The sequence below is a fragment of the Xanthomonas sp. WCS2018Noco2-27 genome (genome assembly GCF_031843525.1).
Classification (GTDB): Bacteria; Pseudomonadota; Gammaproteobacteria; order Xanthomonadales; family Xanthomonadaceae; genus Xanthomonas.
Genome location: NZ_JAVTIK010000003.1, coordinates 209,873 through 224,279, shown reverse-complemented (window position 1 = coordinate 224,279; position 14,407 = coordinate 209,873). Strand labels below are relative to the sequence as shown.

The window sequence follows — 14,407 nt, the reverse complement described above, 5'->3', positions numbered from 1 at the left end:
ACGTATTCATGGCGGCAACGAGCGCACAGCACGGCGCTTGCACGGTGTGCCGCTGCATAGTCGCCGCTTCTGCAACGGTCGCCTTGGGAGGGGATATGCCGCTGTCTTTACGTCGAGCACGCTCGACATTCGGCGCCGCCTGGATCGCGCGGCTGCTGGTTCTGACCTGCCTCGGCAGTCTTGCCGCGATGGCGCACGCCGAGGTCACCACCATCGACGTGGCGTCGCCCGGCAAGGTCTTGCAAGTGAGTCTGGACCTGGATGGCGGCACGCCGTACTACCGTGTGCAGCGGCTGGGACAGCCGGTCATACAGCGCTCACGGCTGGGCTTTACCTTGCGCGACGGCCGCCTGGACCGTGGGCTGGTGGTGCGTTCGCAGTCACGCCAGAGCCATGACGACACCTGGGAGCAACCCTGGGGCGAAACACGCCTGGTGCGCAATCATTACAACGAACTACGCGTCAGCCTGGCCGAACGCGACGGTGCGCAACGCAGCTTCGAGGTGATCTTTCGCGTTTACGACGACGGCGTGGGATTTCGCTACCACTTCCCGCAGCAAGCCGGATTGCGTGAAGCGATCATCGACGAGGAAGTCACTGAGTTCGCCATCGCACAACCGGCTGAAGCATGGTGGATTCCCGCAGGCGAGCCGATCCACTACGAGTATCTGTATCGGCGCACGCCGTTGAATCAGGTCGCACTGGCGCATACGCCACTGACGCTGCGCACCGACAGCGGGCTGCACATTGCGCTGCACGAAGCGGCGTTGGTGGACTACGCCGGCATGTGGCTACGCCGCACCGACGACCAGCGCCTGCGCGCGCAGTTGTCGCCGGCCGCCGAAGGCTGGAAGGTGCGCCGCAGCCTGCCGTTCGATACGCCGTGGCGCACGCTGCAGATCGCCGATCAGGCCACCGGCCTGGTGGAATCCAACCTGATCCTCAACCTCAACGAACCCAATGCGCTGGGCGCGGTGGACTGGGTCAAACCTTCCAAATATGTCGGTGTGTGGTGGTCAATGCATCTCAACCAACAGACCTGGGCCACCGGACCCAAACATGCGGCCACCACCGCCACGACCAAGCGCTATATCGACTTTGCCGCCGCACATGGATTTCGCGGCGTGCTGGTCGAAGGCTGGAATCCGGGCTGGGACGGCGAATGGTTCGGCAACGGCGGTAGCTTCGATTTCACAAAATCCACGCCGGATTTCGACCTGCCCGCACTGAGCACGTACGCCGCAGCCAAAGGCGTGCATTTGATCGGCCATCATGAAACGGGATGCGCAGTGGACCATTACGAAGACCAGATCGCCGAGGCGATGGACCTGTACGCACGCTTCGGCGTGGACTCGGTAAAGACCGGCTATGTCTGCGACGACGGTCAGGTGGAGCGACGCAACCCTGCGGGCGGTGCACCGTTGCGCGAGTGGCACGATGGCCAATGGATGGCGCGCCATCATCTGCGTGTGGTGCGCGAGGCGGCCGAGCGGCACATCGCGGTCAATGCACATGAGCCGATCAAGGACACCGGCCTGCGCCGCACCTATCCCAACTGGATCTCGCGCGAAGGCGCGCGCGGAATGGAATACAACGCCTGGGGCCAGCCGCCCAATCCGCCGGAACACGAGGTCAACCTGGTGTTTACGCGCCTACTTGCCGGGCCGATGGATTACACACCGGGCATCGTCAGCCTGAAGGGCCGCAACGGCCAGGCCATTCCCAGCACGCTGGCGCGGCAGCTCGCACTGTATGTGACGCTGTATAGCCCGATCCAGATGGCCGCCGATCTGCCTGAGCATTATCTGCAGCATCGCGACGCGTTCCGCTTCATCGAAGACGTGGCGGTGGACTGGGACCAGACCCGCGCATTGAATGGCGAAGTGGGCGACTACGTGACCATCGCGCGCAAGGATCGGCATAGCCGCGAATGGTTCCTGGGCAGCATCACCGACGAACACGGCCGCCTGCTGCAGGTGCCGCTGGGTTTTCTCGAACCCGGCGTGCGCTACACCGCCCAGATTTACCGCGATGGCGACGGCGCCGATTACCTGAGCAACCCGTTCGCCTTTGTGCGCGAAGAGCGCCAGGTCGGCAGCAGCGACACCCTCGAACTGCGCCTGGCCCCTGGTGGCGGACAGGCGATCCGCTTCGTCCCGATGGATGACAAGCGTTGAGTGATGCATCGCAGCACGCTGCGGTGCCGCCGACGCCAGTGAGTGCATCTCACCACCGCGCCCCATCGCCACAGGTCGTGCATCGCGCCCATGCGTGATCGGCAGCAGCGGCTTCGTGCGCTGGATGCCTTGCGTGGAATCGATTTCATTGCGGTTGTGCGGGTTGAATACGTATGCAGCACCCGTTTGCATGCGGGTGCGGTGTCTACCATACGTTGCAGTCGTGACGTCCGTCCGGGCGTGCGACGCATGACATCCAGGCGTCTGCCGGATCAAAAAATCAAAGAACAACATGTACCTGGGAGGGGAAAATGTTGAAGCACAAGCGCTCTGCGCTGAGTATCGCCCTGGCCGTTGCCATGGCACCGACGCTGGCTGCTGCGCAGTCGGCAACGCCTGCACAAGCCACCACCACCGAACAAACCGCATCCAATCAACAGAACGGCGCAGTCACCGAGTTGGACAAGGTGCAGGTCACCGGCCTGCGGCGCGCGATCGAAGGTGCCATCTCGGTCAAGCGCGACTCCACCTCGATCGTGGAAGCCATTTCGGCCGAAGACATCGGCCGCCTGCCCGACGTCAGCATCGCCGAATCGCTCGCGCGCCTGCCTGGCCTGGCCGCGCAGCGGGTGGCAGGTCGCGCGCAGGTCATCAGCGTACGCGGCCTGTCGCCGGACTTCTCCACCACCCTGCTCAATGGCCGCGAAGTGGTCAGCACCGGCGATAACCGCAGCGTGGAATTCGACCAGTATCCGTCCGAGCTGGTCAGCGGCGTCACCGTCTACAAGACCCCTGACGCTGGTTTGGTGGGCCAGGGCCTGTCGGGCACCGTCGACATGCAGACCGCGCGCCCGCTGAGCTACAACGAGCGGGTGATCGCCATCGGTGGCCGCTATCAGCGCAACTCGCTGGGCAAGGCTGCCAACGTCGACCCTTACGGCAACCGCTTCAACGTCAGCTACATCGATCAGTTCGCCGATCGCACCATCGGCCTGACCATCGGCTACGCCCACACCGACATGCCGATCCAGGAAAACCAGGTGGGCCTGTACGAGCCGTGGCAGCAGGTCAACGCACAGCGTCAACGCCCTGGCGTGGCCGACGGCGTGTATTTCTCCGACGGCATCAAGGCACTGCGCCGCACCGGCAACCAAAAGCGCGATGGCGTCATGGCCACGCTGCAATATCGCCCGTCCAACGCCTGGACCAGCACGCTCGACGCCTTCCACACCAAGGCCGAGCAGATCGACACGGCCAACCAGTTCGAGCTCAACCTCAGCAACTACAACGGCGGCTACACGCCGGGCCTAAACATCACCGACGTGCGCGTCAACGACAACAACAGCTTCATCGGCGGCACCGCCAGCGGCGTCTACCCGCTGGTGCGCGGCATGTACAACAAGCGCGAAGACAAGATCGAAGCGTTCGGCTGGAACAACGAAATCACCGCCGGCGCGGTCAAGATCATCGCCGACCTGAACTACTCCAAGGCCACTCGCGACGAATTGAACCTGGAGAACAATCTCCAGCGTGCCCCCATGCCACAGTTGGACACCGTTGGCGTGTCGGTCGTCGGCAACGGCTTCTCGCAACTGGCGCCGGGCATGAATTATTCCGATCCGGGTGAGCTGTTCCTCACCAACACCATCTACGGCTCCGGTTACGGCAAGGTGCCGCGTGTGGAAGACGTGCTCAAGGGCGCACGCCTGCAGGCCAGCTTCCCGATGCCCGAAGCGCTGAGCTGGTTCTCGGATCTGGATGTCGGCGTCAACTACGCCAACCGCGAAAAGCAGAAGACCCAGCCCGAAGGCAACATCACGCTAGGCGCGCAGGGCGAGGCCACGGTAGCAGCGGATCTCCAATACGCACCGGTCAATCTCGGCTTTGCCGGTCTCGGCTCCCTGCCCGCGTGGAATGTGCCGGCCGCGGTCTCGCGCTACATGCTGTTCAACCCCAGCGACGATGCCTCGTTCCTGGTGTCCAAGGCCTGGACGGTCGAAGAGAAGATCACCACCGCCTGGCTGCGCGCCAACATCGATACCGAATGGGGCGAGGTCGGTGTGCGCGGCAATATCGGCGTGCAGTTGCAGAGCGCCGATCAATCCTCGCAGGCAAATTACTGGGATGCCTCGCAGCCGCCTGGCAGCGAAGTGCGGCCCATCGACGATGGCAAGAAGTATCGCGACTGGCTGCCCAGCTTGAACCTGGCTTTCCAGTTCCCGTACGAGCAGACGCTGCGCTTTGCGATGGCCAAGCAGGTCGCGCGCCCACGCGTGGACCAACTGCGTGCCTCGCTGGAGTTTGGCGTGGATACCTCGACCGGCCGGCCCGGCGCCAGCGGCGGCAACCCGATGCTCGACCCATGGCGCGCGAACGCTATCGACCTCTCGTACGAAAAATATTTCGCCGAGCGCGCCTATGTCGCGGCTGCCTTCTTCTACAAGGACCTGAAGAGCTACATCTACACCCAGAGCCGCGACAACTACGATTTCTCCGCACTGGTCGCCGGCTACGTGCCGCCACCGGGCTCGGCACCGGTGCTCACCACAGGCACCTTCAGTGCACCGTTCAACGGCAAGGGCGGCACGCTACGCGGCGTCGAACTCACTGCCTCGCTGCCGCTGGATCTGCTGTTCGCCCCGCTGGAAGGCTTCGGCATCCAGGCCAGCGCCACCTTCAACGACAGCGACGTCAAGATCCGCGACCCGGAAAGCGCCTCCAGCGTCGGTGATGGTGAAATCAGCCTGCCCGGCTTGTCCGAGCGCGTCTACAACCTCACCGCGTATTACGAGCACAAGGGCTTCGAAGCACGCGTCAGCCAGCGTCGCCGCTCGGATTTCATCGGCGAGATCGGCAACTTCAACGGCAACCGCACCCTGCGCTACGTCGTCGGCGAAAACATCACCGACGCGCAGATCAGCTACAACTTCGCCGAAGGCAGCACCCTCGATGGCCTCACCCTGCTACTGCAAGCCAGCAACCTCAGCAACTCGCCGTACCGCACCTACGCAGAAACCAAGGACCGCCCGCTCGAATACATCGAATGGGGCCGCACCTTTGTGCTGGGCGTGAACTACAAGTTCTGAGTGGCTGGTATCACCACGTTCTGGAGACAAGACGCCTGAGTCGCTTCCGAAACGTCGGGGCGCGTCATACCCCTAGTTCGCCTTCCACAGCGGAAGGCGAACGACACGCTCGATACCACAGCGACCAAGCGTTGCAGGAAGATAGGCCCCTCTCCCATCGGGAGAGGGGTTGGGGTGAGGCTAAGGCTCCTTCCCTTCCCTAAAGCCCAGGCATCAATGCTACAAAATCGATACTACTTTCGACGAAGTAAGCTCCGATCAAAGCAAGAAACGTATAGCGCCAAACGACATTTCCATTGCGCCCCTGCATAAAAAAGACCCGCCGACATCAAGCCGGCGGGTCTTCTTTTGATATCTTCACCACGAAGTCCAACCTAACGAGATCGCGCAAGACAACTTGCAGCACATCCTTTCCTGCTACAGGCCACAAGCCACAGGTCCTAAGTTACGCGGTATAAGACCGACTTTCGAGCTGCACGCCGCGCATATGCGCTTAGCGACGCACTCGCAAAGGCAGCAGGCTGCTTAAAAAAGCCTTGCAGCGAGTCGCCGCTAGCTACAACACCGCATGCTAGCCAAGCCAGCTAACAGATCGTAAGACGCATCAAAATTCATCCGTTCCTGATGACACCCTGCCACTCACTAGTGAGAAGGCATGCAACGCCAGGGCTTATCAACGATCCAGTACGCGAGACGATCAGCCTGCTAAAAAGAACGGAGCGACATCGCAAAAAATGCCGCACCGTTCTTCAAAGCCATCTCAAGCTCACGAATGGAAGTTGCAGCTAGTCGTACTCAGCCACGACCTATCGCAGCAACAACCGCATGCCCGGCCAACCTGATCTGACCGCCCTCGATCGCCCCACGCTCAACACCAGGCACATCGATCTGCTCCCACTCGCCGGCAGGCGATGCCAGGTCGGCAGGTTCGCCAGACAGATTGAATGCCAACAGCACGACCTGACCAGCATGCTCGCGCCGGAACATCAGCACAGGCTCGGCCGTGTCGTAGAAAGCGATGGATCCCTCGCGCAACGCCGGTATTTCCTTACGCCAGGCAAGAAACGCACGTACTGCGCTTAACACAGAATGCGCATTGTCCTGCTGCACACTCACCGCAGCGGCACGATGTGGTTCCGCCAGCGGCAACCACGGCTTGCCGCTGGTGAATCCAGCAGATGGCGCGTCGGTCCATGGCATCGGCGTACGGCAGCCATCGCGGCCCTTGAAGGTCGGCCAGAACGTAATGCCATACGGGTCCTGCAGGTCCTCGAATGCCACGTCCGCTTCGCCCAGGCCTAGCTCCTCGCCCTGATACAGGCAGATCGACCCACGCAGCGAACACAGCAGCGCCACCACCATCCGCGCAAACGCCGGTGATGCATGCTCGCCGCCCCAACGCGTTACCGCACGCACCACATCGTGGTTGGAAATCGCCCAGCACGGCCACCCCTCCAACATGGTGGCCTCGAGCCGGCTCACCGTCTCGCGGATATACGCGGCGCTATAGTCCTGCACCAAGAGCTCGAAGCTGTAGCCCATATGCAAGCGGCCCTGGGCGGTGTACTCGGCGGTGGTCGCCAGCGAATCCTCAGACGATATCTCGCCCAGGCTCACCGCGTTCGGGTAGCGATCCAGCAGCGCACGCAAGCGCTCAAGGAACCCAAGGTTCTCCGGCTGCGTATTGTTGAAGTAGTGGTACTGATACGCGTACGGATTGTCCGCACTGAAGCCGCGCCCTACTCGCTTGTCCGCTGGCTTGGCCGGGTTGTCGCGCAGCTGCACATCATGGAAACAGAAGTTGATCGCATCCAGCCGGAAGCCATCCACGCCCCGATCCAGCCAGAAACGCACGTTGTCCAAGGTCGCCTGCTGCACCTCCGCACTGTGGAAATTCAGGTCAGGCTGGTCCACCAGGAAGTTGTGCAGGTAGTACTGCTCGCGCCGCGGCTCCCACTGCCACGCCACGCCACCGAACAATGACAACCAGTTATTCGGCGGAGTCCCATCCTCGCGCGGGTCGGCCCACACGTACCAATCGGCCTTCGGATTGGTCCTGTCCTGACGGCTCTCCTGGAACCACGCATGCGCGATCGACGTATGGCTCAGCACCTGGTCGATCATCACTTTCAAGCCAAGCCCATGCGCCTTGTCGAGCAAGCGATCAAAATCGTCCAGCGTCCCGAACAAGGGATCCACCGCGCGATAGTCTGCGATGTCGTAACCAAAATCGGCCATCGGCGACTTGAAGAACGGCGAGATCCAGATCGCATCCACCCCCAACCCGGCGATGTAGTCCAGCTTGGCGATTATGCCGGGCAAATCACCGACCCCATCGCCATTGGAATCGAGAAAACTGCGCGGATAGATCTGATAGATGACGGCCCCGCGCCACCATGGTGTCTGCGACATGTACGCCCCTCCCGGGCCAATGCGGGCGCCAGAAAAGACGCCCAATCAAGAGCACAAGCGTAGCGGCGCAACAGACGCAGAGCGTATCCGTGCATACGTATTCAATAGACAAGTCCACCTCAACCAAAGCTGGTACAGCGAATCAACGGAGTTCACGCATGCCGCCACGATGCTCGCCTCACCGCCACGTGCTTGATTTGGTCAAGACCGGACATCGCCACCTGCAGCATCATCAGGCTCTTGTCGTTCGCCTCGTCGGGGCTATCGGAGTCGCCGATCACCGTCCTGGTGATCGAATGGCTGCCCCCCGTCATGCAAGGTCCAATAGAGCTACGACGCCCCTTGGCCATGCTCGTGGCCAGGCCGATGACCAATGCTACGCGCAACAGTCCCATCGCCGCCTCGCGCGCGACTGCCCGGATGCAAGACGGTAGCCCTGAATCAAGATCCACAGCATCAGCACCGTCAGCGCCCCTCCTCCTACCCACGCAGTCGTCCGCTGCAACAAATTCCAATGAAAAATCGCGATCTCGTCGTGCTGGTCGTTGGAAGTAGAGCCAAGGCGGACATTCCTGACCGCCTTGGCGATTTATCAAATCGCTGAAGCGCAACGACCACTAATACCTATATGGACATCGAACGGGCGGCAGTCTCCTGGGACTGCACCTGCGTCGCCTGGGGCTGGTTCTCTTCAGCTACCTGTCGGGTGCTGTGCTCCAATGGTTGCGCCTCCGCTTGCGTGCGATCTACGAAAACACGGCGCATCGCCGGATCGGTCATCTCGCCCTGCACTGCAAAGAAACCGTCACCGCTCTTAGTAGGCAACACATGATCGATACGTTGGAGACCGCTGACCTTGGACTCGAACACGATCTGGCCAGCTGCCTGCTCAAGCTCTTTGCGGTTGGCGAAACCGCCACGCTCGCCCAGTGCTTCCAACTTGCTGACCGCACCGCTGTACATCGCGTTATCTGGATGACGAGGGTCTGACAGCAGGGGGCCAGATGCTGCCTGTGCCGGCGCAGCAGGAGCGGACGGCTGCTCGGCTTGCTTGGCCGTTTGCTGCGACAGCGCCTGACCCAAAGCCGCCTGCGTCTGGTTGCCCACCACACCATCTACCTGCAAACCACGCTCGCGTTGGAATTGCTCGACGGCGTATTTGGTGTTGCCACCGAAGTCGCCGTCTGCCTGCAGCGGCTTGCCATCGCGACCGGTTGCGCCAAGCTGGGCAAGCTGGCCTTGCAGATGCTTCACTTGCTCGCCGCGCTCGCCTTTTTCGAGTTTGCCGTCGTGCGATTTTGCGGTGTGATGGGAGGCTGAAGTGGGCGCTGCGCTGGCTTTGAGATCGACACCATCGCGCTTGACGCTCTCAATCAAATCAGGAACACGACGCTCCCAACTTTCCGCGTGCTTTTGGCAGTCTTTGGCTGCTTCAATACTCCAAGGTTTGCTAGGCGTAACACCATTTACTACACGCCGGGCGTTATAGACGTCGTGGCTATCGGCATCAATGTACCGATCAAGAGGCTTACCGGTAAACAAGCCATCGCGCATACCAACAACCAATACCTTTGCGGCAATTTCCGGGTCCTTCGCCATATCTGGATTACGGACCATTTCGCCATTTAGGCCCAGCAACTTGTCAAACTTCGCATAATTATAGTCGTGCGTGAGATGGACGTAGCCACGACCGTAAAATTCTTCGCCGCCGCTGTATCCAAGCTTGCGCGCTTGGCTACGCCCAAAATCTTCTTCAGGTGCCTGAAAATTACGCGTCTCATGCTGGGCCGTCGCCAACATGTACGATATTTGCTTTGGATCGGTCACACCGTTCTCAAGAGCAGTTTTGACGATCAACCTAACAGAAGATTCCCGATCCACACCAAAGCCCTCGGTGCTCCGACCACGTCCATCACTCATAGTATTCTCCGTACGTGCATGTCATACGTGCATGTCATTAGAATTTGTTGTTGCATCATAGGCATTGCAGACCCGAAGATGCGTTGCATGTACTAGCTACAAATTACCACACACTTCCTAGTTGGACACCTCGTTCATTTCACCATCTTGAAGCCGCTCGATCTTTTTCTTCGGATTGGCGGGATCACTCGTGTCTTCGGTTAATCGCTCTATGAGCACCGCTTCGTTATTATTAAGCTCATAGGTATCGAAGACGTGGATACAACATCCATCACCAGAAGTAGAAGTCAGCACATTTCCTTTCACGGAGAATAGGCCGTTGGCCATTACCGTAATATCGGATAGCGACTGATTGAAGACAAGGCGTCTATGCACAGAATCGAAAAGATAGACGCTGTAAGAGGGGCCACCATAACTACCCTCTTTTCCAGACCACACCACAACATCTTCGTGTCCATCGCCATTGATATCGGCCAGAATGATTGAGTGACGGTTTTTCTTGTAAGTGTCATCTAGCGGACCATGATAGAACGTGGAATTGCTATCCAAGTACAACGCCTCAGGCTCCAGAGAAATTGACTTGACTCCTGGAAACGCCACCTCTACAACCGGCGAGCGATTACATAGCATGATCCCAGGACTATCTTCGGTGCAGCCCTGCGCGTTAATTGAAATAGCAATATCACTGATTTTTACGTTTATCTCGCCTTGGCTGTTGAGTTTAGCATTGACGGCAGATGGCATCTTCAAATCCTTTTGCATCGCGGCTACAGGTTTCTTTTCAACTAGATTCTCAGCGGGTGCTTCTACTGAGTCAGTGCCCCCAGAAGGAGCATGACCAGGGCTACACGCCACGAGCGAAATGACGCATATGAAAAAAATCGAACTCACCAAGATCTCTAATGATGCACGTGGCCAGGCCATAAAAATCCCAATAATTAATTAAGCACTGCTTGAACACAAGATATGAGCAACCGAAGTATCCAACCTTGCATGAACCATCACTACTCTTTTCGCATTTTTTCACCAAACTTACAGTACACCTTTCTTTGGTAGAGACTTGAAAATATTCTGAATATTGTGGTACCGCAAAAGCAACTCATTGTCTACAATAAAAAAGATAGACCCGAAAATCCACTGGTCCCTTCAAAGCATCCGCCAGCAAATGTAGCGGCGCCAATCTGCGAGTACGCCATGAAGCTGCCCAGCGTGCCCTGGAAGAAGAAAGCAGCCATCGGCGGAGTCGTCAGGATCAGGAGCGTCAACAATACGCCCATCCCGCCCGTTTGCATGGCCTGGCTTGTAATGCCGTTCGTGAAATCCATGTCGAGCACCATGCCAAGCCCCTTAACCGCCCAGAGCGATCCGGCCACCTTGACAACCATCTTCATGCAGATCGACACCATGGCAGCCAGCACGCCCATCGAGAACATCGTGCCGATCCCGTAGAGCAGCCACTTCTGGAACAGCTGCTTGGTCTGTTCGAAGAGCAGGCACAGGATGAACAGCGGACCAAAGCCGACGAACATCGCAATAGCCACCTGGTACAGCAACAACATGGCAGCAGCCTTCAGCGCCGGACCACCGGTGCCGATACCTGTCATCCACATCGCGGTGGCTTTTTCCCCTTGCAGTCCCTTGTCATCCACCACCTGTAGGGAATCGATCGTGGTCAGCGCAACTTGCATCCAGGCCAGGCTTTGGTCGATCTGCTCCTCCGCCGTTTCATCCTCGTTGCCGGTGATCAGGCCCCTGATTTCCTGAGGAACGTCCACCGCCAGAAACTGATGCAGCTCCTGGCCAAACATATCCATCGAAGATGGCCACCGTTCCACATCAGCGCACTGCGCGAGTAACCAGCATTTGCCATCGAGTCATGGCTTTTGCTCAAAACGTCAAGCAAACGCTAAGAGACTATCAGCAAAGGCAGTGAGCTAGACCAAGGCTTACACAGCCGGCTTCAGCAACTCACATTACTGCCAACACTAGATCTTAGAACCAACCCTAAAAAACGGCGAACCCAATACAAACACCCTTCATTGCCACTAACGATAACTCCGGAACTCGGACTGACTGCATTCCGAATAAGTTATTTTACAATCCGAGCTACCACATTTTTCTAAAGCACCTTTCTCTGCCAGCCTTGTGGTGCTCTCTGTATAAGTTATTGAAAGATTAACTTGATAAGAAGATGCCTGGGCAACACAGGCATTTTTGTAAACTAAAGTAACCTTACATCCCTCACCACCCGCCTTCTTGCAAAATTTTAAAGCAGTCGAGCGAGCCGAATTTTTGGAACTTTCCTTTGCCGAAACACCCAAAATCGAGCTATCTGCACTTCGCGCCAAGGCACCCCATTTAGTTTTCCACTCCCCGCTCGCTTGTGGCGAAGCGCCTTCTGCTGTATTCATCGGAGCACATCCGGAGACACCCTGCCCCCCTATTGGATAGTAACCAGCGGGGCAGGAGCCTTCAGCGGAAGCTGAAAATGCACAGAAAAAACCAAGAAAAATCATTGAGCGAAAAGTATTCTTGATGATCATGTTATTCCTCACCGCTTCTTCGCGAAGAGCGTGCATTTGGCTGTTGCTCTGAGTAGCTGTTGGCTCCAGAAACACGAGCATCTGGTCTACTTCTAGACTCGCCGTCGCCAGAGCTACCACTCGGCTGAGCAGGCACATCCGATCCCGGCGCCTGCCCCTGCGGCCCAGGCGATCCGCCGGCCGAGGCCGCACCGCCAATCTGCGAGTACGCCATGAAGATGCCCAGCGTGCCCTGGAAGAAGAAAGCAGCCATCGGCGGAGTCGTCAGGATCAGGAGCGTCAACAATACGCCCATCCCGCCCGTTTGCATGGCCTGGCTTGTGATGCCGTTCGTGAAGTCCATCTCCAGCACCATGCCCAGCCCCTTGACCGCCCAGAGCGATCCGGCCACCTTGACAACCATCTTCATGCAGATCGACACCATGGCAGCCAGCACGTCCATCGAGAACATCGTGCCGATCCCGTAGAGCAGCCACTTCTGGAACAGCTGCTTGGTCTGATCGAAAAGAATGCGAGGGTAAACAACATCCTAAAACCAAGAGAATCACAACTGCAGCTCACTAGAGCGCCTGAAGCCCGTCCTCTTGCAACCTTTCGACATTTCTGGAAAGCGTCTTCTTTGGATTCCGTCTTGAAGAAAAGCGATCACTCCATTGCCTTCGACATAGACCAGTTACAATACGACGCCTACCACAATCAAACCCAGAGAGACCATTCAAAAACTCTTAAACACTGGCTCTGAGCAAACAGAATAGACTAATTTACAAGAGTTACCCGATTTCTTTTTACAGGAACTATCAGAGTTACGCTGAGCGGCCTCCAAATTAGGCCCACTCTCAATCGCGTAGACACCCCCTCCAATCACTTGCGACATGCCAATACAAGCATTTCTAAACGTATATTTAATTGCGCACGCCTGTGAACTGCCGGTACAGGCATCTATAGCAGACTTTGAGGCGTCACGCTTGCTCAACTTGCCCGACGAGGTTCCCATGGTACCGTCTGGTGACATAGCGAACGCCCCCCAGGTTTTTATCCACTTACCGGTCGCCCTCGGTGCCGCATCTGAGCCTGAACCACCTTGTGGTATAGGAGCGCAACCTGCAGCGCCTTGACCTCCAATTGGATAATATCCCGGAGGGCAATTACCCTCGGCCGGTGATTCAAAAGATAAAAAAATCAAAAAAAATAGTAGTGCAATTCTAGTCATGATTACATCCTAAGGCACGAGTCGTTCAAGTTAAATTTTCAGCCACGAGAGCGACTGGTACCATTTGACGTTGGTGCTTGGGCCATCATGCCAGAAGAAGCGTTGGACCCTGAGTGCGCACCTGAATTAGGTGAAGCAACTCGCACTTCTGGTGCCGAAGAAGAAGCCGAAGATCCATTATCTTTAGTAGGACTAGGCGGAGTGTACGACCCCGGCGCCTGCCCCTGCGGCCCAGGCGATCCGCCGCCGCCAGTTGCACCGCCAATCTGCGAGTACGCCATGAAGCTGCCCAGCGTGCCCTGGAAGAAGAAAGCAGCCATCGGCGGAGTCGTCAGGATCAGGAGCGTCAACAATACGCCCATCCCGCCCGTTTGCATGGCCTGGCTTGTAATGCCGTTCGTGAAATCCATGTCGAGCACCATGCCAAGCCCCTTAACCGCCCAGAGCGATCCGGCCACCTTGACAACCATCTTCATGCAGATCGACACCATGGCAGCCAGCACGCCCATCGAGAACATCGTGCCGATCCCGTAGAGCAGCCACTTCTGGAACAGCTGCTTGGTCTGTTCGAAGAGCAGGCACAGGATGAACAGCGGACCAAAGCCGACGAACATCGCAATAGCCACCTGGTACAGCAACAACATGGCAGCAGCCTTCAGCGCCGGACCACCGGTGCCGATACCTGTCATCCACATCGCGGTGGCTTTTTCCCCTTGCAGTCCCTTGTCATCCACCACCTGTAGGGAATCGATCGTGGTCAGCGCAACTTGCATCCAGGCCAGGCTTTGGTCGATCTGCTCCTCCGCCGTTTCATCCTCGTTGCCGGTGATCAGGCCCCTGATTTCCTGAGGAACGTCCACCGCCAGAAACTGATGCAGCTCCTGGCCAAACATATCCATCGAAGATGGCCACCGTTCCACATCAGCGCACTGCGCGAGTAACCAGCATTTGCCATCGAGTCATGGCTTTTGCTCAAAACGTCAAGCAAACGCTAAGAGACTATCAGCAAAGGCAGTGAGCTAGACCAAGGCTTACACAGCCGGCTTCAGCAACTCACAT

The 14,407-nt window shown here is 58.0% G+C and carries 9 protein-coding genes and 1 pseudogene; 2 read left to right on the top strand and 8 right to left on the bottom strand.

Annotated elements, in window-relative coordinates; genetic code table 11:
* Positions 1 to 95: 95 nt before the first annotated feature.
* Both RQH86_RS08610 and RQH86_RS08605 read left to right on the top strand, forming a co-directional pair.
* Positions 96 to 2,177, top strand: coding sequence for a glycoside hydrolase family 97 protein (locus RQH86_RS08610; protein WP_311240301.1), 2,082 nt, complete (start codon positions 96 to 98; stop codon positions 2,175 to 2,177).
* Between the two features lie 311 nt (positions 2,178 to 2,488).
* Positions 2,489 to 5,263 carry a TonB-dependent receptor gene (locus RQH86_RS08605; RefSeq protein ID WP_161963909.1) on the top strand — a complete coding sequence of 925 codons (2,775 nt, stop codon included), beginning with the start codon at positions 2,489 to 2,491 and terminating at the stop codon, positions 5,261 to 5,263.
* 795 nt (positions 5,264 to 6,058) lie between these two features.
* Here RQH86_RS08605 and RQH86_RS08600 read toward each other — a convergent pair.
* From RQH86_RS08600 to RQH86_RS08565, 8 genes and pseudogenes are all read right to left on the bottom strand, one after another.
* Entirely contained in the window at positions 6,059 to 7,675 is a 1,617-nt protein-coding gene (locus tag RQH86_RS08600) for an alpha-amylase family glycosyl hydrolase (RefSeq protein WP_311240302.1), read from the bottom strand.
* 191 nt (positions 7,676 to 7,866) lie between these two features.
* Positions 7,867 to 8,264, bottom strand: a pseudogene (locus RQH86_RS08595) (type VI secretion protein); the annotation flags it as partial.
* A 35-nt stretch (positions 8,265 to 8,299) separates the two neighbouring features.
* Positions 8,300 to 9,595, bottom strand: a complete 1,296-nt coding sequence (locus RQH86_RS08590; protein ID WP_311240303.1) for a peptidoglycan-binding protein — start codon at positions 9,593 to 9,595, stop codon at positions 8,300 to 8,302.
* Positions 9,596 to 9,712: 117 nt separating this feature from the next.
* Entirely contained in the window at positions 9,713 to 10,486 is a 774-nt protein-coding gene (locus tag RQH86_RS08585; RefSeq protein ID WP_311240304.1) for a hypothetical protein, read from the bottom strand.
* Positions 10,487 to 10,701: 215 nt separating this feature from the next.
* Entirely contained in the window at positions 10,702 to 11,409 is a 708-nt protein-coding gene (locus RQH86_RS08580) for a type IV secretion system protein (protein ID WP_311260571.1), read from the bottom strand.
* Between the two features lie 231 nt (positions 11,410 to 11,640).
* Positions 11,641 to 12,138: a DUF4189 domain-containing protein gene (locus RQH86_RS08575; protein ID WP_161556503.1), complete on the bottom strand. Its 498-nt coding sequence runs from the start codon at positions 12,136 to 12,138 to the stop codon at positions 11,641 to 11,643.
* A 1-nt stretch (position 12,139) separates the two neighbouring features.
* A complete protein-coding gene (locus RQH86_RS08570; protein WP_311260573.1) occupies positions 12,140 to 12,649 on the bottom strand; it encodes a type IV secretion system protein in 510 nt (169 codons plus the stop codon).
* 737 nt (positions 12,650 to 13,386) lie between these two features.
* A complete protein-coding gene (locus tag RQH86_RS08565) occupies positions 13,387 to 14,247 on the bottom strand; it encodes a type IV secretion system protein (protein ID WP_311260726.1) in 861 nt (286 codons plus the stop codon).
* Between the last annotated feature and the right edge of the window lie 160 nt (positions 14,248 to 14,407).